The sequence below is a fragment of the Acinetobacter sp. YH12027 genome (assembly GCF_013420085.1).
GTDB lineage: Bacteria > Pseudomonadota > Gammaproteobacteria > Pseudomonadales > Moraxellaceae > Acinetobacter > Acinetobacter amyesii.
Window position 1 is genome coordinate 22,939 of sequence record NZ_VOYW01000021.1, and the last position, 24,877, is coordinate 47,815.

Sequence of the window (24,877 nt, forward strand, 5' to 3'; positions counted from 1 at the left end):
AAAGGTGAAAACAAATTTCACCCTTTTTACTCGTTTGTATCTAAAACTATACAGCTAGACGTAATTTCACGTGTTCTAGTAGAAATTCAGTCAAATCACCTACGCTATGTGCAATATGTAAGGGTTGAAAACACTGGAGTGTTTCTACAGTATGCACTCCATAGCTCACGCCTACACGTGGCATCTGAATATTGAGGGCCATTTCTAAATCATACGACGTATCACCAACCATAATGGCTTGATCGGCACGTAGTCCTGTTTCCGCCAAAATTTCTGCCAACATCAACGGATCTGGCTTAGATTTGGTTTCACTGGCTGCACGTGTCGCACGAAACAACTCATGACTTTGCGTTTGAGCCAAGACACGGTCTAGACCTTTACGACTTTTTCCTGTTGCAACAGCCAATTGTAGACCGGCATCGCGTAATTCCTGCAACATATCCGCGACACCATCAAACCACATATCCCCTTTGGAATGGGCCACATAGTGATCGGCATAACTTTGCAAAATGTCGCTGTGCAATTCAGGAACCGTCGGAAATAACCGCTGTGCGACTTCCGGCAGACCTAAACCAATAATGCTTTTCGCATCAGCATCGGTCAGCGGCTGTGAATATTGATCTGCTGCAAATTTTAAACTCGCTACAATTTGACCCACAGAATCAAATAAAGTGCCATCCCAATCGAAAATGACTAGTTTTACAGCTGAGTTCATACGTTTTCCTAGATTTGATTCAGTGTTTGGTAATTCAGATTCTGGAGTGCATCAATTTATTTACCTCACCCCGGCCCTCTCCTTAAAGGAGAGGGAGAAAGAAAACTTACGAAGCAGTCCTGCTCAGGGAGAGAAGTCTCGTATTTAAAACTTACTCGTCATCTTCTGAAGACTTCACCACTTTGTCGGCTTTTTGCGCGCGTAGCTGCGCCACAAGGCTTTGCATATCTTCTGGCAATGGCGCTTCAATGGTTTGGTAACCCGGAATTTCTAAACGCATAGCATGTAGACATAAACGACGTGGCTTTGGACCACGGTATTCAGTTTCATGACCGTATTTTTCATCGCCCACCAATGGATGACCAATACTTAAACCATGTACACGGATCTGATGGGTACGGCCCGAAAGTGGAGACGCATAGACCAATGTGGCATGCATAAAACGTTCTTTCACTTTCCACAGCGTCTTCGACTCTTTACCTTCTTTAGGTGATACACGAACACGACGCTCGCCATTTGCCAGTTCGTAACGATGCAAAGGCTGATCAATGAGCTGCTTATCCAAACTCACCACGCCTTTCACCACAGCAGCATAAGTTTTTTGGATTTTGTGCTCACGTAACATGTCTTGCAGGCTTTTTAACACACTACGTTTTTTCGAAATCATCACCAAACCAGAAGTGTCGCGGTCAATTCGGTGAATCAGCTCAAGGTATTTCTTCCCTGTTGCGGCACGTAAACCTTCGATCAAGCCATACGCCACACCACTACCGCCGTGAACAGCAATACCAGAAGGTTTGTTTACCACCATTAAGCCTTCATCTTCATACACCACACGGCTCAGTAAACTTTGCGCGACTTTATCCGATACAGGAACCGCAGACTCATCTTTTTGCTCATAACGAATTGGAGCAACTCGAACTTGGTCACCAATATTGAGTTTGGTTTCCACTTTGACGCGTTTTTTATTGACGCGGACTTGGCTTTCACGAATCAGACGATAAATGCGACTTTTAGGCACACCTTTCAGACGACTAAACAGGAAATTATCAATACGTTGACCCGCCTGATGCTCGTCCACTTCAAACCAGGTGACGCTTTGCCATTCTTGCGTAGAATTCATACAGTTACTGTGACCTAAAAAAATACTAAAATTGATTAAAAATTGATCATTTAAGCTATACTTTTCGCAAGAAACATAAGCTTAGCCCATAGGCAGATGATGCAAGGTTTGATATAGTCAGCGCACGGAAACCACCGTAACTGAGTAAAAGTTGATTCATTTCAGTATTTACTGTCATTGAACTTTCAAGCAATTACTCATTTAGCTCGGAAAGGTCCCAAAAGAATTATGCCGACGCCGAAGGCTTATTATATCGGCAAAACTGCAAACTGTTGCGTTTAATTGTGCCGTAGGTACATAAAACAGTTTGCCCCAAAAAAATATGTGCCAACCAAGGTTGGTTTTTAAACGTAAACTGATACACATCAGACCAGTCGCTCCCTGGAAATCGTGTTCAGGCCACAACGTTTGATGCATTGGATCTGCACAGTTTGTAAAGGTACGATGATAATTCCGTATCAAGACGCTCTATCAGATATGAATGGATGCTCTTCGAGCAATGTGACAGTGAAAGTTACTCACATCCAATGCACCGTTTGTCCGCCAGTGAAACGCGTTCAGGTGACTTTAATCGTTTAAAAGATTGAAGCCGTATTGCCATCATCAATACGTGAATCAAAAACCGTTGCCCGCCCAAAGAAGGTCGGTACACATGCACAGATGATGTTTTTCGATCTGTGCAACTTGATCCATGCTATCTGATGCTCGCTACGAGTCAGGCGATGTTCTTCTGTGTATCACTATTAGGTGTTACACCCATGAAACGTATGTTGATTAATGCAACACATGCCGAAGAAATTCGCGTTGCACTTGTCACTGGTCAGCGTCTTTACGATTTTGACTTAGAGAATCGTACCCGTGAACAAAAAAAATCGAATATCTATAAAGGTCATGTGACCCGCGTAGAACCTTCATTAGAAGCTGTATTTGTTGAATACGGTGCAGGTCGTCAAGGCTTCTTGTCGATGCGCGAAATTGCCAATTCTTATTACAAAGCAGATCCTCGCCAAACTTCAAACATCCGCGAATTGATCACTGAAGGCACTGAACTTTTGGTTCAAGTGGAAAAAGAAGAACGTGGTAATAAAGGTGCTGCCCTTTCTACATTTATCTCACTTGCTGGTCGTTATTTGGTATTGATGCCAAACAACCCGAAAGGTGGCGGTATTAGCCGTCAAATTTCAGGTTCAGTTCGTGAAGAATTGAAAGAAATGTTGGCGTCTTTAAATGTCCCTCGTGGCATGAGCGTAATTGTACGTACTGCAGGTATTGGTCGTTCTCAAGAAGAACTGCAACTTGACCTGCAACACTTGCTTGACCTTTGGGCACAAATCCAAAGCACATCAAGTTCAGGTCCATCACCAATGTTGGTTCACCAAGAAGCCGGTGTGGTTACACGTGCGATTCGTGACTATTTACGTGATGATGTTGCTGAAATTCTGATTGACTCTGAGCAAGCGTATAACGAAGCATATAACTTTGTTAAAGCGGTGATGCCACGTCAAATCGACAAATTAAAAACTTATACTTTAAATGAACCGTTATTTGCTCATTTTGGTATCGAAAGTCAAATCCAAACGGCCTATGAGCGTGAAGTAAAACTTCCTTCTGGTGGTTCAATTGTGATTGACCAAACTGAAGCATTGGTTTCAATTGATATTAACTCTGCAAAATCAACACGTGGTAGCGACGTAGAAGATACAGCGCTAAATACCAATCTTGAAGCAGCAGAAGAAATTGCTCGCCAATTACGTTTACGTGATATCGGTGGTTTGGTTGTGATCGACTTCATCGACATGACCAAAGACCGTAACCAACGTATGGTTGAAGCTAAACTTCGTGAAGCAACACAAAGTGACCGTGCGCGTATCCAATTCGGTCAATTGTCACGCTTTGGTTTGATGGAAATGAGCCGTCAACGCTTACGTCCATCGCTTGAAGAAGCCACTGGTTATGTATGCCCACGCTGTCATGGTACAGGTATGGTACGTGACCTACGCTCTTTATCACTTTCGATTATGCGTAAAGTGGAAGAGATTGCGCTACGCGAACGTCATGGTGAAGTTCAAGTTGAAGTGCCTGTTGAAATTGCTGCATTCTTATTGAATGAAAAGCGTCACAGCCTTGTATATCTTGAGCAAACTTCAAATGTCCGTGTGACTGTACTTCCACACCCTCACCTAGAAACACCACATTACGAAATTTCATATAACCCTGAAGGTTTTGCACCGACAAGTTATGAACGCACTGAAGCAACACGTTCTAGCGAAAAAGAATTGGGTTACGAAGCATCTGAGTGGCACTTAGGTGAAGAACAGGCCGCTGCTGCTCAGCAACAAGCACCTGTACAACAACAAGAAAAAGGCCACAAAAAGAATAAGCAACAACCTGTTGCTGCCCAACAAGCACCTGCACAAGTTGCCGCTCCTGCAGCATCATCTAGTCCATGTGCATGGTTAGAAAACTTATTTGTTCAAAAACAAGCTGCAACCGTTGACCAGTCGCGTACTGCAAACAATGCCGCTGCTGCAATTGAACAAATGGTAAATGGCGGTGCTGCAAGCCGTGGCCAGTTTGGTCAAATTACCCCTGCATCGGCAGCGCCTGCTGTTGTCGCAGACAATAATGCTTACCTTGCGCCTTCTTCTGTTGTGCACAAACAAGAACGTGACAGCCATTCAGAAAAAGCTGAACGTGAAGAAAAACGTCACAACAAAAAGCGTACTAAGCATAAAGAGCCACGTGAACAAGAAGCTCAACCGCATCAAGTTCATGAGGAAGTGTTACAACCTTCACGTCAAGACCGTCAAGAACAGCGTAATAACGAAGCACGTCAAAACGAACGCCAAGAGCAACGTTCTGAACGTCAAGACAACCGTCAAGACCAACGTGAAAACCGTCGTAACTCACGTCGTCAACACAACAACGAACAAGTACAGCAAGATGTTCAAAACAATGAACAACCGCAGTCTGTTCCACGTCGTGACCGCAACAACCAACAACGTCCAAATCGCCCAAATCGCCACCGCGATCAAAGCGTATTGAACGAGCAAGCGATTGCTCAGGAAGTTGCAACTGAGCAACAACCTGAAAACCGCAATCAACGTCAACCTAAAGTTGAAGTTGTTGATGCACCACGTCAAGACGTGATGCCAACAGCACTTGTAGTAAATGTTGATCAAGCTCAAAGCGAAATCGTAGCGCTAAATACTACCCCAGCAGTTGAAAAACCTGTAGAAACCCCAGTAGTCCAAAAAGCCGCTGTCGTTGAAGCAGAAAAAGTGGAAAAACCTGCGACTGAAACAAAAGAAGCAGCGCATAAACCACAGCATGCGCAGCAAAAACCGTCTCGTGCAAGCAATGACCCTCGTCAGCGCCGCCGTGAACAGCGTGAAGCTCGTGCTCAACAAGCACAGGCTCCGAAAATTTCGCCATCTCAAGTGCCGACACTAGGTCAATACACTATAAGCAGCTTGATTAAGCATGTATACGGCGAAGACTGCTCAGTACTGATTGAGCAATTTGGCTTAATTCCAACATTCAACCGTGCATTGCAAAAATTCACGGAAGAATATGCCGCAACTTTGACTGCACCTGCAGCTGAAACAGCTGTAGAGAAAAAGCCTGTCACTCGTGATGTTCAAGTTGCAAAAGCTGCACCTGAAGCTGAACCAGCGCCAATGTTGGATTTGACACCACCAAAGCCTGTGTCAGATAAACGTGTTGCTAATGACCCACGTGAGCGTCGTCGCCTTGCTAAACTTGCCGCTGAACAAGCGAAACAAGACCAAGCAAAAGCACATGCTGAGGTGGAAGCTACGCCTGTCGCAGACACTACTATTGAGGCGCCTGTAGTTGCAGAAGCTAAAGCTGCTACAGTTGAAGCCAATGTATCCGACGTTGCAGGTCAAACTGAAGCACCTGAACCCGTTCAAGCTGAAGTACTGACACCCGTTCAAGCTGAACTGGATGTGAGTGCGCAGCCTGAAAAGACGGAAGAAGTGTCTGAAGCTCCTACTAAACCAGTAGAAGAAAAAGCTCAAGCCGTTGAAGCGGAAAAGAAAGTTGAGGTTCCTGTAGACGAAAACTCGGCCGCTGAAGGTGAAAAACCTGCACGCCCTCGTCGTCCTCGCGGTCGTCCACCGAAAAAAGCAAACACCGCAACTGAGCAGTAATTTGCTATTTTGCAGGTGAATAAAAAAATCCAGTCATTTCGGTGACTGGTTTTTTTTTGATACTTTTGTCAAATTAGGTTGATTGCACTAGATCGAAACGATTAAAAGACAATTGTAGAATTTGCTGCAAATTTCATTGCAAAGAAATAGACCGTATCGGATTACGAAAAATAAATAGGATTCACATGAGCCAAACTACACAACACGACCTTATTGGGATTGCTGATGTTGCAGCAAAAATTCCCGCGTTCATTAGCAAAGTACCCAACCTGTTGAGTGGTCTAAAGCAAGCCTATTTACGTACCCCAAATACTTCCGCAGGCTTAGGGATTGCATTTGAAAAAGCCGTAAAGCGTAATCCCAAAGGCTATGCGCTATATTTTGAAGAGCAAAAATACACCTATAACGAACTCAATGAATGGGCCAATCAAATTGGTCACTATTACCTAGCACTCGGCGCAAAAAAAGGTGATGTGATTGCAGTGATGATCGAGAACCGATCTGAACTCGTGGCAACTATCGTGGCATTAGCCAAAATTGGCGTCACTAGTGCCTTGGTCAACACCTCACAAGTCGGCAAAGTCCTGACACACAGTATCAACTTAGTAAACCCAATTGCGGTAATTGTGGGCGAAGAATGCCGTCAAGCCGTAGAAGAGATTCGTAATGATCTCAGTGTGGCTGCAGATCGTTTACATTGGTTCGCAGATCAGGCCACCCGTGTAGATGCCGGTAAAGCACCTAAAGGCTTCTTAAATCTTGCAGAAGCGATTGATGAATTTCCAAAATTCAACACGCCAACCACTGCAAGCGTAAAAGGCAAAGACGGCCTATTTTATATCTACACCTCTGGGACAACAGGCTTACCTAAAGCGGTGATTTTCACCAACAGCCGTTGGACTTTGGCTTATGGAACATATGGTCACGTCCTCAATTTGAACAAAGATGATGTGATGTATGTGACCTTGCCGCTCTATCATGCTACAGGTACTGTGGTTTGTTGGTGTGGGGTGATTGCAGGTAGTGCTACCCTTGCCCTGCGCCGCAAGTTCTCGACCTCTTCATTTTGGAAAGATGTACAAAAATTTGATGCATCAGCCATTGGCTATGTGGGCGAACTTTGCCGCTATTTAATGGATGCCCCACATTCAGACCTTGAAAAAGGCCATCGTGTGAAAAAAATGATTGGTAATGGCATGCGACCAAACATTTGGGATAAGTTTAAAGAACGCTTTGGGGTTGAAGAAGTCCTTGAACTCTATGCGTCAAGTGAAGGCAACGTCGGCTTTAGTAATGTGTTTAACTTCGACAATACCGTTGGTTTTTCACCAACGCCTTATGCGATTATTCAGTTTGATAAAGAAAAAAATGAAGCTGTACATGATGCTAAAGGTCGCTGCATTAAAGTCAAAAAAGGCGAAGTCGGCTTACTCATCGGTAAAATTACCCGTCGCTCACCTTTCGATGGCTATACCGACACGGAAAAAAACAAATCCGTCATTATGAAAGATGTATTCAAACATGGTGATTCATACTTCAACACAGGCGACTTGGTCCGTGATATTGGCTTCCGTCATGCACAATTTGTCGACCGTCTAGGCGATACTTTCCGCTGGAAAGGTGAAAACGTTTCAACCACTGAAGTTGAAAATATGGTGAGTGAGTACGATAAAATTGCTGAAGCTGTGGTTTATGGCGTAGAAATTCCAGATACCAATGGACGTGCAGGTATGGCTGCCATCACGCTCACCGATGGTGCCGAACTCAACGAACAAGATTGTAGTGAAATGGTTCTACAATTTAAAAAATGCTTACCCGCTTATGCTGTACCGGTATTTTTACGTGTACAGAAAAAAGTCGAAACCACAGGTACGTTTAAATACCAAAAAAACAAGCTGAAAGAACAAGCCTTTGATCCTCAGCAAACAGATGAACGTTTATTGGTATTGCTGCCAAATGCAACTGCTTACTGTGATTTAACTCCTGAAATTTATAACAATATTCAGGCCTATCAATACCGTTTCTAAATCAAACTTGCTCATTTTGACGACAATCACCCGTCAAAATGAGCCACATTGTTGTATTTATAATCAAACACAAGCAAGTTTATGATTTTTTACTTGCGCTTGAAGCAGATCTTGCTACAATACGCACCATCAAGCGAAATGGGTCGTTAGCTCAGTTGGTAGAGCAGTAGACTTTTAATCTATTGGTCCCGCGTTCGAGTCGCGGACGACCCACCATTTCCTTCGATACCACAAGATGGGTCGTTAGCTCAGTTGGTAGAGCAGTAGACTTTTAATCTATTGGTCCCGCGTTCGAGTCGCGGACGACCCACCATCTTTCTAAAATGCCAGTTTTAGATTACAATCTTGTGCATACCCCCTAAGGGTCGTTAGCTCAGTTGGTAGAGCAGTAGACTTTTAATCTATTGGTCCCGCGTTCGAGTCGCGGACGACCCACCATTCTTTCTTAGGGCTTCTTTCTTCCGGCAGTTGAAGAAAAAGAAACCTGCAGGTTCCGACCAAGACAAACCATCACCATTATTGGTTTTGATTCGCCATTCTCGAAATTTTGCTATAGCGATGTTGCGAAGTATCATTCTTGTCTTGCTAGATGAAGTATTTGACCTGAAAAATTTTAGATAACAAATATTCCCTAGTATTCAAAACTACGCGCTTCGTTTATCTTGCTAAAATTTTAAAATGCTCTTTTAAAATTTTCCCAGGGTTGTTAGCTCAGTTGGTAGAGCAGTAGACTCTTAATCTATTGGTCGTGGGTTCGAACCCCACACAACCCACCAATTCTGTTTTGTCTTAACTATATCGTATTAATAATTCAATTTTTTATAAGCTAGTTGCATTCGATTAGCCAATGTCTGCGAATTTCACGCCGACACTCAAACGCAATTTATAATTTTATTTACTTCATTCGCAGTATTTAATTTGGGTCTTTCACCAAGGTATAGGCATGTTGCGGCTGAGGATAACCCTTGGAAAATAATTCCTGATTTCGATCAACTTCACCTTGACGAATTTTGTCTAAATCCATGGTGATTTTATTTTCATTAATCACGTGATAATAAAAATTCACGCCTTCTTTTCGATGAACCACCAGCTCGGTATGTGCTTCATTGACACTCCACGTATCCTTACGGTATTTCACATTAATGCCTGGCGTATTGGTTTTTTCAGCAAACACTTTACCAATTTGAATAATACTGCGGTGTACCGTGCCATCTGGCAATAAGTTAAGAATGAACTCCGCATCGCCTTCTGGGCATGGAATAAAACTGTCATCGCATTTTACTTTGGCATGAAAACGTCCAATAAAAATTTTGGCATGCTCAGGAACAGGAGCTGACTTTATGTCCTCGTCATTCGGCAATGTCGCCTGCCCTGCCACTTGGGTTAATTTTTTTCCATGATCTTGCTTCGCTTGAACTTCCGATGCGACAGTTGATGCCGAACTTTCACCCTTTTCCGCTGCGGGTTGAGGCGTTGGACTACAACCAATAAAAGAGAGGCTGAACACTCCTGCAAACACTGAAAGATATGCAAATTTCATCAAAAAAGGTGAAGCCGATGTTTTCATATAATGTGCCAAGACCAATCATTCATTGGTTTTTTCAGTTCTTGCTGACTTAATATTGTAATCAAAAAATCAACGCTGTATACATATATTTGCGATATATGTTAATCATATCTCATTGTTATCGTTGATATTTAATTAATACTCAAGCTATTTTAAAGGCAAACTAATCAAACCAATTCTTCAAATTACATAACTTTACTTAATTTTTTTTCTGCACCCTTTAAATCGTAAAGCTTGTCACCATTTCTATAATATGAATTTGGAAATATTCAAATTTATTCTTTTTTTGAAGGAGACCTGAATGGCCAATGTTGGTTTATATCGCTCAAACCGCTCTAACATGATTGCTGGTGTGATGGGGGGTATTGCTGAACGTTTTGGTTGGAACGCAAATTTACTGCGTATTATTTTTATCTTTGTATCATGCTTAAGCGCAGCCTTTCCCGGTATTTTGGTGTACTTGGTTTTATGGATAGTCATGCCTAAAGCACAAGATAACTTTTTCCGTACCAATGGCTATTCAGACCCGATTCGTACTGTGAATGATGACAGACGTTAAAATCCTTTGACCCAGTTTGGTCGCTACGGTTTCTCCCCCAAGATTCCGTAGCTTTTTTTTGCCTACATTTTGGCAAAACCATATTTAAGTCTGATGAATTTAAATCAAAGTTTAAGGCTTAAGATTTTGTTTGCTGATTTAACTGTTGATATAAGGCGGCAATCATATCAGCACGGCTAATCATTCCCACCAACCGTTTTTGCTCAACGACTGGAATATAATTAAAAGATCTTTCCACAAAATACGGCACTAAATCTTGAATGGGTTGATCCGGCTGCACGGTCACCACTTTGGGATTCATAATTTGATAAACGTGATTTTCCCAACTGGCTTTGGGGTCTGCGGCACGTTTAAACCATTCCACTACATCATATAAAGCCAAATTTCCCACCAAGCGATCCAAATCACTCACCACTGGCAAACTCATCAAATTGACTTGTTTAAACTTTTCCAATGCTGACTGAATATCATCTTCTGCACGCAAGCTAATCACTTGCTGGCTCATGAGATCACGACAATGAAACTGGCTTAGACCACGACGACTAGCTAACTGCTGTGCTTCTAAAATAATTTTTTGTAAGTCATATTCACTAATATCAAGCAACTGACTTTGCTGTTCTAAGACTTGCTGAATATCCGCTGGCTGAATCGACACTTTTTGTGTCGGTGTTGGATCTGTCGTCCGAGTATTGACTTGTGCTTTTTGTGGATACTGCTTGCCTAGTAATCGGTTATAAATGATAGCAACCACCATCAAGAGGACCGAATTTAAAAGGACTGGATAAAAAAGAAAGGCATAGCCTAAATCATGGACTGCCTCTCCGCCCAATACCGCTGTAATCGCCACGGCTCCACTTGGTGGATGCAATGAGTCTGTGGTCATCATTAAGATAATCGCTAATGCAACCGCGATACTAAATGCTTCGGTTAAATTAGGAATAAACATCGCACACGTCACGCCAATCAAGGCCGCAAGACTATTACCGACTACCATATTCCACGGCTGTGCCAATGGGCTGGCAGGTACAGCAAAGAGCAGTACGGACGATGCGCCCATCGGGGCGATATACCACGCATTTAAGTCATCTAGCGCCAGCCAACTGATCAGCGAAGAAATACTCAGGCCCAGCAAAGCACCTACCCCACATAGGATGCGATCTTTTAATGGTAAAACTTTAAAGTTGGGTTTAAGCGTATTAAGCCAAGCTGATTTTGCGTGAAACACGAGATGCCTGATTGATTATTCGAACAGATGGGCGATTATAAAACGAAGTCTCTTATAAGATGTATTTATTTTATACCTTTATCTTATAAAATTTTCTACTGAACAATATCTAATCCAAATTAAAGCCGAAAGAACTGAATAATGCTCACGAGTCAATCACCTGCTCATCTCTCTTATTTCATTAACGTTTTACAACAAAACCTAGACAGGCTAGCTGTTTAAAATTCCCTATAGTCAAAAGACCTATAAAAATATTTGAAAAAAGGATGTTCTGAATGAATAAAAATATCTTCGCAATGTGTGCCCTCTGTGTGCTTGGCTTGGGTTTATCGGCCTGCTCCAAAGAACCTCAACAAGCCAATCCGCCAGCCAATGATAATACACCTCAAGAAATGGCCCCAACTGAAACTGCAAAAAATGGGGATGATCTTATTCGAGAACCAGCACCACAAGTTGAAACACCAGCGCCTCAACCCACTTTAGCTGAAATCCCCATGAGTAAAGGCACTTTAGGTTTACAAAGCGTCAAGGTGATTGGAAAAATTTTAACTGTAAAAGTGATAGCTCAACCTAACCCTGCCCCAAATGGAAACACTGAATTTATGAGCACATCCATTAATTTGTCACAAACCAATTATATTGATGATGACACAGCCAAAAAAGTAGGACTGCTGCAAGATGATGCTGGCATTTGGATGGCAGCACCTTTAAATGCAACAAATAAAGCTATCCAAAAAGCCAGTTATGAACCTATTTTACTCACCTTTAAATTCCCTGCGCCGCCTGAAAGCACCAAGACCATTAGCATCAATTTAGGTAATGCAGGTTCTTTTGACGGCATACCGGTTGAACGCTAATGAGAAAATTACTGTATAGCGCAAGTTTGAGCTTATTGATTGCAGGATGTGTAGATTCCAAAACTGATCCACCGCAGACTGAACAGAACGTCGCAGAAATAGACAACACTCAGACTGTGCCAGAACAGCAGCCGAAGCCATCTGAACCAAGTCAACCTCAGGCAGAAGCCAGTAATTTATCGGCTGTCGGTTCAGATTTAAGTGCCAATCATAATGAATTTAATATTCAGGTGAATTTAAGTTCGGATGTGCTGTTTGATTTTGGCAAAGCCAATTTAAAACCCGAAGCTGAACCTGAGTTACAGCAAGCAGCCCAGACCTTAAAAAGCAAAGGTAAAGGCATTATTGCCATTGTCGGCCATACCGATAATATTGGTTCAGATGCCGCCAACCAAAAACTGTCGTTACAACGGGCTGAAGCGGTGCGTGATTATTTTAAAGCCCAAGGTATTGATTTAAATTATCAAATCAGCGGGATGGGAGAAAGTCAGCCGCTTAAACCGAATACCCTATCTAATGGTGAGGACAATCCTGAAGGTCGTCAGAAAAATCGACGGGTTGAAATTGTAATTAATAAAACCAAAAGCTTATCTGAGTCATAAAGCCTTGATAAAAATGAGTCTAAACGACTCATTTTTTATTTTACGACTAAATTTTTAGTGGTGAATTTTGATTCTTTTTTTGAGAATATCTCTAAACGATAGACGCGCCAAAGTCATATAGCAAACGTTCATTGAGCGGCGATATTTTTTATTCGATTTTCGTATGCTGTACCAAGCCACCTAAGTTGCAAAAGACGTTATAAAAGACCGATTACCCTGTTGGTTATTTGGGATTTTTTTGAAAATGACAGGCTGAATTTTCTTAAAGATATTAATTTTATCTATCAAATTTAATCGATTACGCATCCGATACTTAATACATAGCGTGAGCTGCCCTGCACTTCTGTAACCTCATGCCGATACAAATCCGGTCTAAATAATTTAACTCTTGGTAAATCAATGATGCTTCGCTCACATATAAATTCACCACCTGCTTTAGATTTTTTAATCACGATATTCAACCTAAAATGCCGCCCCTGCTGTACGAGATCTTGATGTGGTGGAATCATTGAACCCACAGGAAAATGAAGAAAATAGGCATCACATTTAAGTCCTAAATGGTTTTGTAATAACAACATTTTGTCACAACCCGAATGCTGTCTTCCTTTTTTCAATGCAACCACTTCGAACCCATAAGTCTTTGAATAATTTTATTATTCCTAAATTTCATTGTATTTTTATAGCATGATCATCGTTAACAACAGTATCACTGATGAAGTTGTCTTATTGCCACCATATTTCACCAATAAAGACTCAGCTTCATTTAAAACCCGCAGTGCCTTTATTCTATCTGGCATTAAAAGCCCACTTGTTCACGCGAAACCTTTGCCACACACCCCCAAAATCCTTATAATTGAGCACAATTTTTATCTAATTTTAAGTGGATGACCATGAGTCGCGCCATATCGCATATTGATACCTTCCAAGGCTTAATTCTTGCCTTACAAAACTACTGGGCTGAACAAGGCTGTGTAATTCTTCAACCATACGATATGGAAATGGGTGCGGGTACATTCCACACTGCAACTTTCCTACGTGCCTTAGGCCCTGAAACTTGGAACGCTGCTTATGTTCAGCCATCTCGCCGTCCGAAAGATGGCCGTTATGGTGAGAACCCAAACCGCCTACAACACTACTACCAGTTCCAAGTGGTGCTGAAACCAAACCCAGACAACATTCAACAGTTGTACTTAGATTCATTAAAAGCCATTGGTATTGATACCCTTGTTCACGACATTCGTTTCGTGGAAGACAACTGGGAATCTCCAACACTTGGCGCATGGGGCTTAGGTTGGGAAGTTTGGTTAAACGGTATGGAAGTGACTCAGTTCACTTACTTCCAACAAGTTGGTGGTGTTGAGTGCTACCCTGTGACAGGTGAAATCACTTACGGTCTAGAACGTCTAGCGATGTACCTCCAAGGTGTAGACTCTGTTTACGATTTGGTTTGGACTAAAGGTCAGTTTGGTACTGTAACTTATGGCGACGTGTTCCACCAAAACGAAGTGGAACAATCAACCTATAACTTCGAATATGCCAACGTTGAAAAAATGTTTGAACTCTTCGACTTCTATGAAGCGGAAGCGACTCGTTTAATGGAAGCGGAACTTCCACTTCCTGCTTACGAGCAAGTGATTAAAGCATCGCATAGCTTTAACTTGCTTGATGCACGTGGCGCAATTTCAGTAACTGAACGTCAACGTTATATTTTACGTGTCCGTACATTGGCTCGTGCTATTGCACAAAGCTATGTCGCTGCGCGTGCGAAGCTTGGCTTCCCGATGGCAGAACCTGCTTTACGTGACGAAGTCCTTGCTCAACTCAAAGCTCAAGTTGAAGCGGAAGCAAAAGTAGAATCTAAGGAGAGCAAATAATGTCTAAACATACAGTATTGTTCGAATTAGGCTGCGAAGAACTTCCACCCAAAAGCTTAAAAAAATTACGTGATGCGCTACATGCAGAAACGGTAAAAGGCTTAAAAGACGCAGGTCTAGCATTCGATTCAATCGAAGCATATGCAGCACCACGCCGCCTTGCACTTAAAATTGTGAATGTTGATGCAGCGCAAGCCGACACACAAAAACGTTTTGATGGCCCTGCAAAACAAGCAGCATTTGATGCCGAAGGCAAACCGACTAAAGCACTTGAAGGCTTTATGCGCGGTCAAGGCATTACAGTTGATCAAGTATCAACTTTCCAAGCGGGTAAAGTTGAAAAAGTGTGCTACTTAAAAGATGTAAAAGGTCAAAGCCTTGATGTTTTACTTCCACAAATTTTACAAGCCGCTTTAGATAACCTACCTATTGCAAAACGCATGCGTTCTGCTGCAAGCCGTACTGAATTTGTACGTCCTGTAAAATGGGTTGTGTTGTTGAAAGACAGTGATGTGATTGAAGCAACAATTCAGGATCACCAAGCAGGTAACGTGACTTATGGTCACCGTTTCCATGCTCCTGAAGCAATTACACTTGCAAATGCCGATGCTTATCTTGATGCCCTGCGTACTGCAAAAGTGATTGCAAACTTTGAAGAGCGCCAAGCCATCATCGACCAACAAGTGAAAGCTTTGGCTGATGAAGTGAATGCCTTTGCGATTGTCCCTGCGGACTTACGTGACGAAGTAACAGCATTGGTTGAATGGCCAGTTGCGCTTCGTGCAAGCTTTGAAGAACGCTTCCTTGCAGTGCCTCAAGAAGCACTCATCACGACGATGCAGGACAACCAAAAGTATTTCTGCTTAGTGAATAGCGACAATAAACTTCAACCTTACTTCATTACCGTGTCAAATATTGAGTCGAAAGATCCGTCTCAAATTATTGAAGGGAATGAAAAAGTTGTACGTCCGCGTTTGTCAGATGCTGAATTCTTCTTCCTGCAAGATCAAAAGCAGCCGCTTGCGTCTCGTAAAGAGAAATTGGCAAACATGGTGTTCCAAGCAGAATTGGGTACGCTTTGGAACAAATCTGAACGTATTGCCAAGCTGGCTGTGGCGCTTGCGCCGATTACTGGCGCAAACCCAGCTGATGCAGAAAAAGCTGCACTCCTTGCAAAATGCGACTTAACTTCTGAACTTGTGGGTGAGTTCCCTGAGCTTCAAGGTATTGCGGGTACTTACTACGCACGTATTGAAGGCGAAAATGATGAAGTTGCTGAATCTTTAGGTGAACAATACTTACCTAAATTTGCTGGTGACGTTTTACCAAAAACCAAGACCGGTACAACGCTCGCGCTTGCAGACCGTTTAGATACGCTCACAGGTATTTTTGGTATTGGTCAAGCGCCGACAGGTTCGAAGGATCCGTTTGCACTGCGCCGTTCTGCAATTGGTATCTTGCGTCTTGTGACTGAAAATGATTTAGATGTTTCGATTGAAGATCTAATCAAACTTGCACTTGCTGCTTATGGCGATGTATTGAAAGATCACGATAAGACTTTAGCGGATGCTGTTGCATTCCTTGAAGGTCGTTACCGTGCTAAATACGAAGACCAAGGCGTGGCTGTAGATGTGATTCAAGCGGTTCAAGCACTTTCTCCAAAATCGCCACTTGATTTTGATAAACGTGTAAATGCGGTAAATCATTTCCGTGACCTCCCTGAAGCTGCTGCACTTGCCGCTGCCAACAAGCGTGTTGCAAACATTCTTGCGAAAGAAGCTGCACCTGAAGGAAATGTCGTTGAAGCAAATCTAGTTGAAGATGCTGAAAAAGCATTGTTCGCTGAACTTGCGAAAATCACACCTGTGGTTGAGCCATTATTTGCTGCGAAGGACTACACTGCTGCATTGTCTGCACTTGCTGCACTTCGTGCGCCAGTCGATGCGTTCTTTGACGGTGTGATGGTGATGGCAGATGATGCTGACTTAAAAGCGAACCGTTTACGTATGCTTGCACAGCTTCGTGACTTGTTTACGAAAGTGGCTGATATTTCAGTGTTACAGCACTAAGTTTAAGCATTAATTAAAAACTCGCTTTAAAGCGGGTTTTTTTATGCCGTTTGAAATCTAGGTAAAATCCTGTTAGAAATAGCGGGATTTTTTGATAAGAACAATATATGAAAAGTATTACAGTCAATCATCCTTACCGCCCAGATCTCTATCTTTTTATCTTACATACAGTATTGATGGCATGCAGCTTTTACCTTTGGAAGGTTTATCCATACATTCCAAACAAGCCAGATATGGGTGCTTTATTCTTTTTGATTATTTCTGTTTTGGGTGGATTTATTGGAATCGTCATCCTTGCGGTGACTTTGCCAAGATTAGACTGCACTGTGCGTTACTTAACGCTTTCAAAATTTGTTTTAAGTTTGGTGTATTGGTTGTCGAGCACAACCATTTTCGTTTTATTGGGCAGTACTAAATTTATATTCAATAATCCCCTCGTGCTATTTGTCTTCGTTTTTCTATTTTTTAGCAGCCTGTATTTTTCAGTAATTCGTGTTGCAGATATGCGTAAGAAAGATTGGCTCATTATCGGTGGAGTATTGGGTGGCCTTGTGTTGTTGTTCTTTTTGCCAAAACTTTAATCGCTAAATAAACCAGCTAAGGCCTCATGGGTTATTTAGAATAACGTCCTGATAATTCAATGAGACGGTTTGAAATACGAGATCAATCACCAAGCTAAATCACTTCTTAATACATCAATGTGAAAAAGATCTGCTGTTGCACTCAATATCTCGTTTTAAATAAAGTTGAATAAGACTTGAGCAAATAAATCTCGGCATGCTAAAAATAACTCAACCTGAATAAAATGAAATACCTATGATGAATAAAAAATTACTTAGCTTTGGATTATTGATCCTATCTATTTCTTCTGCAAATGCTGGAACGGAAATGACTCATTCTCAAATCATCATTTCTTCACCTGATACCGTTGCAAGTTATGATTGCGCAGGACGCTCAGTGAATATTCCTGCTCCAGATAGCCGTATTACTCTAAAAGGCAGTTGCCCGATGATTACGGTTGCAGGTCCAAATACAACGGTCTATGTAGAATCAGTCAATAAAATCAATATTTATGGACCAAATTCGAAAGTGTATTATCAAAAAAGCACCCATCCATCACGCCAAGTCAGCATCAATGCCGTTGGTCCAGGAAGTGCAGCCTATAAACGTTAAATATTAAGTGAATGAAGTTGAATTTAGGCTTAAGACTTAAATCTATAGCCAATAATTCACCAATTCCCTATACTCAATCCAACAACACTCAACAAGAATGAAACTTATGAAATTGAAAGCATTCCTTTTGACTGGTCTTGCGGGTCTAACACTTTCTGCATGTACATCTGCACCAACGATTCCACAACTTGAAACAGGTGTATTACAAGAGGTTCAAAACATTGATGTCTACCCAGATACCACAGATAACAAAGCAAAACTGACTAAATTTGTAGATAAATGCGTGATTGAATTTACAGGCAATTTAGAAGAAGCAAAATCTGTTGAACAATGGTCATTTAAAGGCTTAACCCTAATTTCAGGTGGTACAGCAACCTTTGCCAAAGATGGTACAAGTTCAGCACACAATTTTGATTTAAATGCGGCGGATGTACAAAAGAACTTCCTTGCATTACGTGGTCATTTTGCTAAAGATGCGCTTACACAATGTGAATAAATAATAAAAACCATATCTCCAAAATGGAGGTATGGTTTCATTTTTCGTTTAATCTTGAATCATAATCAGTTCAAACCCATAATTTTTAATCATGAAAATCGTAACTAGAACCACACCACAGCAACGCTCAAAACACATATAAGCCACTGTATTTTCATAAAATTACAATAATGCATTAACTTAACCATGTTTCCACACTTCAAACTTCCGCGTATCTGAGCTGTTATTGCATTGTGTGACTTATCGCACAAAACCACTTTTTGCTTTTTTTTACTCTTAAGATGTCCTCTGCTCCAAAAGCGCAAATGCTGAGTGCAACAGCAGCGTTCAATAAAAGAGGACAATTGCAAAGATGAAACCTTTATTTAAAACAACACTGATCACCGCAGCATTATTCGCAACCACTCCACTATTTGCGAACACCGCAGTAGAAACCAATGCGAAAGTTGAAACACAGCAACCGTCTGTACTGCAAAATCTAAAACAAGACATTAATCAGTCTGCGCATACAGCGGGTGACAAAATTGAAAAAGGCGTCGATAAGACCAAAACATTCACCCAAGAAAAATGGCAAGACACCAAAGAATTCAGTGCTGACAAAAAGCAAGATGCAAAAAATAAATGGGCTGACCTAAAACAGTCAAAAGATGAAAAGTCAGATGCAGCGAAAGCCAAGATCGATGCCAAGGCTGAGCAAAATAAAGCTAAGCTTGATGAGCGCAAAGCACAGCTCGATGAAAAAGCTGCAAAAGACAAAGCAAAACTCGATGAACGTAAAAGCAATGTCGACAACAAAGTTAATCAAACCAAGAGCTATTTAGGTGAAAAAGCTCAGGAAGGTCGCCAATTTGCCAGTGAAAAATGGCAACAAACCAAAGCGAATTTCCAAAAAGGTCAAGAAGCCAATGTGAGTGGCAGTAGCAATGTGCAGTTGCAAACGCCTGTGGCACAAGCTGAAGTACATAGCTCACACGAAGCCAGCTTAGGCGCTCACAAATAAGTAAACTGGCTTTCATACCCTCTCCTCCAGAGAGTAGGCTCACCCTTCGGTGGGCCTTTTTTTGCCTTCATCAAAATACAACCGTGTACAAAGCTGTCATTTGCTGTATTGATTTTGCTACGGCAGGTTTTTTTCGCTGCAATTTTTCCTATAATGCGTTAAAACCGTTCATCAGATAGAAAATCTATAAAATTCAGAGGTGAAGCTGTGAAGATTTCATTAAAAGCAACGTTATGCCTAAGCTTAATATTCACGACACCCATGCTTTGGGCACAAGAAAACACAGCAGCGCAAAGTACTGAGCAACAAGCGAAAAAACCTGTGAGCCCTTATGGCGATAATCCAAATTTATTGCATGTGTGGGCCTATAAAGCCCAAGAAGGCGTGGTCGGTGCTGCTAAAAATATTGGCGAAATGACTGAACGTGGAATTTCTAAAATTAAGCCTTCGGTTGACCAAGCTTGGGACAATACGAAAACAGCTACTCAAAATACAGTACAACAGGTTGATCAGGGCGCACAGCAAGCCACCCAAAACGTCAATGAAAAATTGAAACAAACCCGTGAAAATATCACAGGCAAAACCAGCCAACCTGCGCCCATTAGCCAACAGTCGTTGAGTGAACCGTCTTCAGGCAATACGATCAATACGGCTCCAAGCAACAATGCGGGACAAAATAACAATCAATATCCACAAAGTAGTTATCCATCGAGTTCGACGTCTACAACCTATCCTGTGACTGATTTATAATTTAACAGTACATTTAAAAGCTCAACTTTAGTTGGGCTTTTTTAAAACCAAAATTGAATGCTGTTGGTCTTTGACCTATGCCTATAAAAACAATGAATTAATGAGAAAAAAATGCGAATTTTATTTGGTATCTTGCTTGGCATTCTGCTCTGTGTTGGCTCTGTGATTGGCTTACAACGTTTTCCACAATTGTTGAAAAGTTATCCACAGTTGCAGGCCATTTTTCCCCAATTGTACAATTCTCACCAATATAATCATGATGCCGAAGGTAAATTATTACAAACCTTAGAGATGCTAGATGACGAAGAATACAAATCGACTGAAGGCAATGAAGCGACACTGTATCAACTCGATGATCAATGCAAAATAAACCTCTATGTTTTTGGAGAATCCAATCAATCCCTAACAAGTTATTATTTTCAAAAAGGTCAGATTTTACGTGCCTATGAAACATATCTGACTTATCCAAACGGTGGCTTTTACGCTGAACCCAATACCAAAGAGCCTTTTAAACTTGAAAAAAGTTATTTACAAATCATGATGCCAAACAATATCAAGACTGAACTTGAATTTGAGCAAATCAAAAATCATTTCAATGCTAAATTTTTGAAAAAATGCTGAAATTTAACTATTAAATTAAACATTAATGCATTAAGCAGTAGGCTTGAGATATCGCCTACGTACAAACGATGCTGTACAGATTTGAATAAGCATCAACAGGCAAAATGGATAGTCAACCCAGACTGATAAATGCTCAATATGAGCAACCTCTCCAAAGACAGAAAAATAGACCTGCCCCACAATAATAGGCACCACAACAAGCCATAGACCCCAATACCAATAGCGATTTAAAAAATCAATAAGCGCTAAGACGCAATGCGCAATAAAAAATACCGAAACCAACACAACTTGTAAGGTCGGCATGAATTTATGAACTTCAAAATCAGGGTTCTGGAATAAATAATTTTCACTGATATTTAGTACATAACTGTACCATGCCCAAGTGATGCATGCGGTAAAGAGAATCAGCATGCAAAATAATCTTAAACTTTTTTTATTGGCAAGATCGACCTGCATAGACATCCCTATTTATATGGAGCATTGTTCAAAAATAATGTTCCTTAAACTCGATTTTAATTCACCTGTCGAATTACCATCCCAGCTTTAAAGGCTTCTACATTTTCCACCAATTGCTGCACAATGCGTTGTCGTGCATCGACGCTTCCCCATGCACTATGTGGGGTAATGATTAAATTTGGAATACTTGGGTCGAGCAGCACATTACCCTGCTTGGGTGGCTCTACCGTCAAGACATCGGTTGCTGCGCCTGCGATCTTTCCTGATTTTAATGCCTCGGCTAATGCAGATTCATTGACAACACCACCTCGTGCGCAATTGATCACAAAGGCCGATGCTTTCATTTGAGCCAAGCTTTCATGATTGAGTAAATCACGAGTTTCATCAGTTAAAGGACAATGCAAACTCAGAAAATCGACCTGCGCCAGCATCTCAGAAAATGCCACTCGCTCAGCCACCATAGGTCGATTCGGTAGCGCACCAATCATAATTTTCATGCCAAAAGCTTTAGCCAAATGTGCCACGGCTTGCCCCAATTCGCCATAGCCGACAATCCCCAAAGTCTTACCAGCCAACTCAATAATTGGAAAATCTAGTAAGCAGAACTGATCCGCTTTTTGCCAATTTCCCTGTTGAACCGCCCGATCATACTGTCGAAAGGATGTCGCCAAGTTCAACATTAACATCAAGGTATGCTGTGCGACCGCAGCGGTGCCATAAGCTTGGCAATTACACACCACGATGCCTTGTTGCTGTGCTTGTACAAGGTCAACGTTATTGGTGCCAGTGGCAGAAATCAAGATCAGTTTTAATTGCGGATTGAGCTGCATGTGCTCAGCATTGATGTGTACTTTATTGCTGATAATCACATCAGCCCCTTGTATGCGCTGAGCAACCTTTGCAGCCGTTGTTGCGGGATAGAGCCTCAAGTCATCAAACTGTGCTTCTAGTCCGCTAAAATCTAAGTCTTGTTTATCTAGAGACTGATAATCTAGAAATACCGCTTTCATGGCTGCTTCCCTTCTGGTCGATTATAAAGATTCGATTGTGGATGATTAAAACCTGTGATGCACCAAAGTGCAATCGAACAGCATATAAAAAAACCCGCTATTTCGCGGGTTTATCGAGATGATGTTGCAGTGAATTTCGAATTTTGAGTATGACATAAATGGTCAGTATCGTAAGTAACAACATACTGCTGCTAAAAATCAGTATGCTTGAACTAACCCCCTGTGCATAGGCTGAACCCATGGTCAGCACTAAGATGAATAATACAGCAAGCATCTGTGTTGAATGCATACTGATACCCCTCATATTCCTTATGATGTTTTGGGCAGTATGGTTGTTTTTTATACTACCTTTCTCTCATCATAATCTCTTCCTACAAATTAGCAAGCTTTGGATTTTCAAACAAATGCCTAGCTTAAATCTGTTCGGGCTGCACCACGAACTGGCAAGACGCATCGGGGTTTTCGACAAAGAAGACTTGACCAAATTCATCGCTACTCAAACGCAGTTCTTTATAGTTGAGCGTGTAATAGCCCACATATTTCTGCATTAAAATCGGATGCATACCTGTCGCCAATTCATCTTGAGCTAAGACCAGTTTCATTACCTGACGGTCATTCATCACCACCATGTAACGCTCATCTTGGACTTGTACGTATACCAGGCCTGTGCCCTTCGGCTGCAAAGGAATCAAAAACTTGTGATTCAGCGCAATCACACCAGCTGCATAGCTTTCAATTTTTTGGCTAATCACGTTAAACACTAAACCATGATCAAACTGGTCGAGTAACAGGTTACGATTATCCTGAGGTAAAAAGGTCGTGATTCCCAACTTTTGCAGATCTTGCTCACTGACTTGTTTGTTATTAAATAATACCCGTAATAAGGTCTGTTTTTGTTTGGCATCAAAAAATTGTGGATCAAGCTGAAACGAATTGCTTTTTAAAATTTCACCCAAGGCATCTCGATGGCGAGTCAGTAAATTTTCGATAACTTTTCGATAATAAAATTTGCTGTTTTTCTTAACCCGACGCATTTTTTGATAAAAATACGGCGCATCAAAAGGATGTCTCAAGAAATCATTTAACAGTTCAGAACTCGCCAACACTGCAATGGCATCATGCCCTGTAAACGGCAGATGCAACACATGCACATGCGGAATTAAAGCCTGTAGTTTTTCAAAGTGAGCGCGATCTTCTGGACAATAAGGATCATACACCACGATATATTCGCGTGTAGTCGATACATCTTCAGCAAGTACTCGCATATTGGCATGCAGATTAGGTTGAAAGAACATGCCATAGCGTGTATCGACAATGTCTTCAGGGTCTATGGAGTACTGCGGCACCATACTGACCACACGATGGAATCCAAATAAATTGGCATACTTAATGGCAGCATAGCCGCCCATGGAACCACCATAGGCAATACGCATCTCAAATTGTTCGAGGATCGGCTTGATGGCTTGATACATCGGTTGCATTGACGATGCTGGAAACCACGATTTTTGTTTCGGCATCACACCGATCACATTAAAATCATATTTTTGCAAAGACTTCTCGGCATTGATGCTCAAACCCTTGGCACGGGTAATCAAATCACCGAAGGAGAAAATAAGCTCACGAGAATTGCCAGGCTGAAAAATGACACGAATTTGATCATCTTCAAAAATGATGTGCTTTTCCATTGTGCTTTGCTCCAGTCCTTGTTGCGTCACGCTTTTCCTTCCTTGTTGCATTCAAAGTTTATCTTGTTCCGAATATGCTATTTTATAGAGGCCATACAGATTAAAAAGTGCAGAATATGACACATTCAATACATCCTGCCGCACAACAAGGCTTTAGCTCTGCAGCTGAACTCTATCAACAAGCCCGCCCTGACTACCCGATTGAAATCAGTGCGTGGCTACAACAACATTTAGCTTTAGCCCCTCAAGCCCATCTGGTGGACTTAGGCTCAGGTACAGGCAAATTTCTCGAGTATATTCGCCCACTCAGTGAAAATATCACCGCGATCGAACCTGTGCATGAAATGCTGCAACAATTGCAGAAAAAACATCCGCATATTGCAACTTTAGCCGCCCAAAGTGATCAGATTCCACTGCATGATCATTCTGTGGCAGCGGTATTTTGTGCCCAGTCTTTTCATTGGTTTGCCACCCCTGAAACCCTCAATGAAATCAGTCGTATCTTAGTTCCCAATGGGGATCTTGTATTGATTTGGAACCAACGTGATATCCAAGTCAATTGGGTCAAACAACTCGCTGATGTCTTGAGTGAGCTCGAAGGTGACACACCACGTTATCATAGTGGGCAATGGCAAAAAGTGTTTGAGCAGCAGCAAACATTTAAATTAATTGCTGAAACGGCATTTCAACAATTGCATCATGGTACAGTGGAACACGTGGTTTCCAAACGATTATTGTCCACCAGTTTTATTGCAGCATTAAGCCCGGATGAACAACAAAAACTGAAACAACAATTTGAAAATATCGTGGCTGAATCAACCCAAAAAACTGCACAGGATTTCATTGATTTTCCGTATATCACGCATGTCTATATCTTTAGAAAAACATATTAG

The 24,877-nt window shown here is 41.7% G+C and carries 23 protein-coding genes, 4 tRNA genes and 1 pseudogene; 18 read left to right on the plus strand and 10 right to left on the minus strand.

Going from position 1 to position 24,877, the window contains the following annotated elements; all coding sequences use genetic code 11:
• Nucleotides 1-46: 46 nt before the first annotated feature.
• From FTT94_RS09305 to FTT94_RS16920, 3 genes and pseudogenes are all read right to left on the minus strand, one after another.
• The gene (locus FTT94_RS09305; RefSeq protein ID WP_111884106.1) at nt 47-715 is read right to left on the minus strand and encodes an HAD-IA family hydrolase; all 669 of its coding nucleotides are present in this window, start codon (nt 713-715) and stop codon (nt 47-49) included.
• Nucleotides 716-866: 151 nt separating this feature from the next.
• Nucleotides 867-1,838: an RluA family pseudouridine synthase gene (locus tag FTT94_RS09310; RefSeq protein ID WP_180170659.1), complete on the minus strand. Its 972-nt coding sequence runs from the start codon at nt 1,836-1,838 to the stop codon at nt 867-869.
• A 55-nt stretch (nt 1,839-1,893) separates the two neighbouring features.
• Nucleotides 1,894-2,202 (minus strand): annotated as a pseudogene (locus tag FTT94_RS16920) (hypothetical protein).
• 394 nt (nt 2,203-2,596) lie between these two features.
• Here FTT94_RS16920 and FTT94_RS09315 point away from each other — a divergent pair.
• From FTT94_RS09315 to FTT94_RS09340, 6 genes are all read left to right on the plus strand, one after another.
• Nucleotides 2,597-6,013, plus strand: a complete 3,417-nt coding sequence (locus FTT94_RS09315; RefSeq protein ID WP_180170676.1) for an Rne/Rng family ribonuclease — start codon at nt 2,597-2,599, stop codon at nt 6,011-6,013.
• A 185-nt stretch (nt 6,014-6,198) separates the two neighbouring features.
• Complete coding sequence (locus FTT94_RS09320; protein WP_180170660.1) at nt 6,199-8,040, plus strand: long-chain-acyl-CoA synthetase; 1,842 nt, start codon at nt 6,199-6,201, stop codon at nt 8,038-8,040.
• A gap of 140 nt (nt 8,041-8,180) precedes the next feature.
• Nucleotides 8,181-8,256 (plus strand) — tRNA-Lys (locus FTT94_RS09325).
• A gap of 21 nt (nt 8,257-8,277) precedes the next feature.
• A tRNA-Lys gene (locus tag FTT94_RS09330) sits at nt 8,278-8,353 on the plus strand.
• A gap of 49 nt (nt 8,354-8,402) precedes the next feature.
• Nucleotides 8,403-8,478 (plus strand) — tRNA-Lys (locus tag FTT94_RS09335).
• Between the two features lie 262 nt (nt 8,479-8,740).
• Nucleotides 8,741-8,816, plus strand: a tRNA-Lys gene (locus FTT94_RS09340).
• Between the two features lie 137 nt (nt 8,817-8,953).
• Here FTT94_RS09340 and FTT94_RS09345 read toward each other — a convergent pair.
• Entirely contained in the window at nt 8,954-9,607 is a 654-nt protein-coding gene (locus FTT94_RS09345) for a hypothetical protein (protein WP_257223018.1), read from the minus strand.
• Nucleotides 9,608-9,908: 301 nt separating this feature from the next.
• Between FTT94_RS09345 and FTT94_RS09350 the strand changes: the two genes are divergently transcribed.
• The gene (locus FTT94_RS09350; RefSeq protein WP_180170661.1) at nt 9,909-10,166 is read left to right on the plus strand and encodes a PspC domain-containing protein; all 258 of its coding nucleotides are present in this window, start codon (nt 9,909-9,911) and stop codon (nt 10,164-10,166) included.
• 118 nt (nt 10,167-10,284) lie between these two features.
• Here the strand turns inward: FTT94_RS09350 and FTT94_RS09355 are convergent, their stop codons facing one another.
• On the minus strand, nt 10,285-11,391 hold the full coding sequence (locus tag FTT94_RS09355) for an HPP family protein (RefSeq protein ID WP_180170662.1): 1,107 nt from the start codon (nt 11,389-11,391) through the stop codon (nt 10,285-10,287).
• Between the two features lie 275 nt (nt 11,392-11,666).
• On the opposite strand from FTT94_RS09355, the gene FTT94_RS09360 reads away from it, so the two are divergent.
• Both FTT94_RS09360 and FTT94_RS09365 read left to right on the plus strand, forming a co-directional pair.
• Nucleotides 11,667-12,248: a hypothetical protein gene (locus FTT94_RS09360; RefSeq protein ID WP_180170663.1), complete on the plus strand. Its 582-nt coding sequence runs from the start codon at nt 11,667-11,669 to the stop codon at nt 12,246-12,248.
• The gene (locus FTT94_RS09365) at nt 12,248-12,850 is read left to right on the plus strand and encodes an OmpA family protein (protein ID WP_180170664.1); all 603 of its coding nucleotides are present in this window, start codon (nt 12,248-12,250) and stop codon (nt 12,848-12,850) included. Before FTT94_RS09360 ends, FTT94_RS09365 begins: the two co-directional genes overlap by 1 nt.
• Nucleotides 12,851-13,140: 290 nt before the next feature.
• Here the strand turns inward: FTT94_RS09365 and FTT94_RS09370 are convergent, their stop codons facing one another.
• Entirely contained in the window at nt 13,141-13,464 is a 324-nt protein-coding gene (locus FTT94_RS09370; RefSeq protein WP_257231360.1) for a 2OG-Fe(II) oxygenase, read from the minus strand.
• A 276-nt stretch (nt 13,465-13,740) separates the two neighbouring features.
• On the opposite strand from FTT94_RS09370, the gene glyQ reads away from it, so the two are divergent.
• From glyQ to FTT94_RS09410, 8 genes are all read left to right on the plus strand, one after another.
• The gene (gene glyQ / locus FTT94_RS09375; RefSeq protein WP_067666981.1) at nt 13,741-14,724 is read left to right on the plus strand and encodes a glycine--tRNA ligase subunit alpha; all 984 of its coding nucleotides are present in this window, start codon (nt 13,741-13,743) and stop codon (nt 14,722-14,724) included.
• Complete coding sequence (gene glyS / locus FTT94_RS09380; protein ID WP_180170666.1) at nt 14,724-16,793, plus strand: glycine--tRNA ligase subunit beta; 2,070 nt, start codon at nt 14,724-14,726, stop codon at nt 16,791-16,793. The genes glyQ and glyS overlap by 1 nt, the downstream gene beginning before the upstream one ends.
• A gap of 107 nt (nt 16,794-16,900) precedes the next feature.
• On the plus strand, nt 16,901-17,374 hold the full coding sequence (locus tag FTT94_RS09385; RefSeq protein WP_180170667.1) for a hypothetical protein: 474 nt from the start codon (nt 16,901-16,903) through the stop codon (nt 17,372-17,374).
• 235 nt (nt 17,375-17,609) lie between these two features.
• Nucleotides 17,610-17,966: a DUF3060 domain-containing protein gene (locus FTT94_RS09390; protein ID WP_078192788.1), complete on the plus strand. Its 357-nt coding sequence runs from the start codon at nt 17,610-17,612 to the stop codon at nt 17,964-17,966.
• Between the two features lie 106 nt (nt 17,967-18,072).
• Nucleotides 18,073-18,462, plus strand: coding sequence for a hypothetical protein (locus tag FTT94_RS09395; protein ID WP_078189759.1), 390 nt, complete (start codon nt 18,073-18,075; stop codon nt 18,460-18,462).
• A 352-nt stretch (nt 18,463-18,814) separates the two neighbouring features.
• A complete protein-coding gene (locus FTT94_RS09400) occupies nt 18,815-19,462 on the plus strand; it encodes a hypothetical protein (RefSeq protein WP_168377940.1) in 648 nt (215 codons plus the stop codon).
• A gap of 261 nt (nt 19,463-19,723) precedes the next feature.
• Nucleotides 19,724-20,212, plus strand: coding sequence for a hypothetical protein (locus FTT94_RS09405; protein WP_180113705.1), 489 nt, complete (start codon nt 19,724-19,726; stop codon nt 20,210-20,212).
• Nucleotides 20,213-20,323: 111 nt separating this feature from the next.
• On the plus strand, nt 20,324-20,833 hold the full coding sequence (locus FTT94_RS09410; protein WP_180170668.1) for a hypothetical protein: 510 nt from the start codon (nt 20,324-20,326) through the stop codon (nt 20,831-20,833).
• 30 nt (nt 20,834-20,863) lie between these two features.
• Here FTT94_RS09410 and FTT94_RS09415 read toward each other — a convergent pair whose 3' ends face one another.
• From FTT94_RS09415 to FTT94_RS09430, 4 genes are all read right to left on the minus strand, one after another.
• Nucleotides 20,864-21,244 carry a hypothetical protein gene (locus FTT94_RS09415; protein WP_180170669.1) on the minus strand — a complete coding sequence of 127 codons (381 nt, stop codon included), beginning with the start codon at nt 21,242-21,244 and terminating at the stop codon, nt 20,864-20,866.
• 101 nt (nt 21,245-21,345) lie between these two features.
• The gene (locus FTT94_RS09420) at nt 21,346-22,299 is read right to left on the minus strand and encodes a 2-hydroxyacid dehydrogenase (RefSeq protein WP_180170670.1); all 954 of its coding nucleotides are present in this window, start codon (nt 22,297-22,299) and stop codon (nt 21,346-21,348) included.
• A gap of 97 nt (nt 22,300-22,396) precedes the next feature.
• Nucleotides 22,397-22,588 (minus strand): hypothetical protein, encoded by a 192-nt coding sequence (locus tag FTT94_RS09425; protein WP_078189765.1) that lies wholly within the window; start codon nt 22,586-22,588, stop codon nt 22,397-22,399.
• Nucleotides 22,589-22,712: 124 nt separating this feature from the next.
• On the minus strand, nt 22,713-23,984 hold the full coding sequence (locus FTT94_RS09430; protein WP_180065738.1) for an alpha/beta fold hydrolase: 1,272 nt from the start codon (nt 23,982-23,984) through the stop codon (nt 22,713-22,715).
• Nucleotides 23,985-24,100: 116 nt separating this feature from the next.
• Here FTT94_RS09430 and FTT94_RS09435 point away from each other — a divergent pair, with 116 nt between their 5' ends.
• Entirely contained in the window at nt 24,101-24,877 is a 777-nt protein-coding gene (locus tag FTT94_RS09435) for a class I SAM-dependent methyltransferase (RefSeq protein ID WP_180170671.1), read from the plus strand.

Coding starts and splice junctions, on each gene's coding strand:
- FTT94_RS09305 (WP_111884106.1), bottom strand. CDS start 715: ATGAACTCAGCTGTAAAACTAGTCATTTTCGATTGGGATGGCACTTTA.
- FTT94_RS09310 (WP_180170659.1), bottom strand. CDS start 1,838: ATGAATTCTACGCAAGAATGGCAAAGCGTCACCTGGTTTGAAGTGGAC.
- FTT94_RS09315 (WP_180170676.1), top strand. CDS start 2,597: ATGAAACGTATGTTGATTAATGCAACACATGCCGAAGAAATTCGCGTT.
- FTT94_RS09320 (WP_180170660.1), top strand. CDS start 6,199: ATGAGCCAAACTACACAACACGACCTTATTGGGATTGCTGATGTTGCA.
- FTT94_RS09345 (WP_257223018.1), bottom strand. CDS start 9,607: ATGAAAACATCGGCTTCACCTTTTTTGATGAAATTTGCATATCTTTCA.
- FTT94_RS09350 (WP_180170661.1), top strand. CDS start 9,909: ATGGCCAATGTTGGTTTATATCGCTCAAACCGCTCTAACATGATTGCT.
- FTT94_RS09360 (WP_180170663.1), top strand. CDS start 11,667: ATGAATAAAAATATCTTCGCAATGTGTGCCCTCTGTGTGCTTGGCTTG.
- FTT94_RS09365 (WP_180170664.1), top strand. CDS start 12,248: ATGAGAAAATTACTGTATAGCGCAAGTTTGAGCTTATTGATTGCAGGA.
- glyQ (WP_067666981.1), top strand. CDS start 13,741: ATGAGTCGCGCCATATCGCATATTGATACCTTCCAAGGCTTAATTCTT.
- glyS (WP_180170666.1), top strand. CDS start 14,724: ATGTCTAAACATACAGTATTGTTCGAATTAGGCTGCGAAGAACTTCCA.
- FTT94_RS09385 (WP_180170667.1), top strand. CDS start 16,901: ATGAAAAGTATTACAGTCAATCATCCTTACCGCCCAGATCTCTATCTT.
- FTT94_RS09390 (WP_078192788.1), top strand. CDS start 17,610: ATGATGAATAAAAAATTACTTAGCTTTGGATTATTGATCCTATCTATT.
- FTT94_RS09395 (WP_078189759.1), top strand. CDS start 18,073: ATGAAATTGAAAGCATTCCTTTTGACTGGTCTTGCGGGTCTAACACTT.
- FTT94_RS09400 (WP_168377940.1), top strand. CDS start 18,815: ATGAAACCTTTATTTAAAACAACACTGATCACCGCAGCATTATTCGCA.
- FTT94_RS09405 (WP_180113705.1), top strand. CDS start 19,724: ATGCTTTGGGCACAAGAAAACACAGCAGCGCAAAGTACTGAGCAACAA.
- FTT94_RS09410 (WP_180170668.1), top strand. CDS start 20,324: ATGCGAATTTTATTTGGTATCTTGCTTGGCATTCTGCTCTGTGTTGGC.
- FTT94_RS09415 (WP_180170669.1), bottom strand. CDS start 21,244: ATGCTGATTCTCTTTACCGCATGCATCACTTGGGCATGGTACAGTTAT.
- FTT94_RS09420 (WP_180170670.1), bottom strand. CDS start 22,299: ATGAAAGCGGTATTTCTAGATTATCAGTCTCTAGATAAACAAGACTTA.
- FTT94_RS09425 (WP_078189765.1), bottom strand. CDS start 22,588: ATGCATTCAACACAGATGCTTGCTGTATTATTCATCTTAGTGCTGACC.
- FTT94_RS09430 (WP_180065738.1), bottom strand. CDS start 23,984: ATGGAAAAGCACATCATTTTTGAAGATGATCAAATTCGTGTCATTTTT.
- FTT94_RS09435 (WP_180170671.1), top strand. CDS start 24,101: ATGACACATTCAATACATCCTGCCGCACAACAAGGCTTTAGCTCTGCA.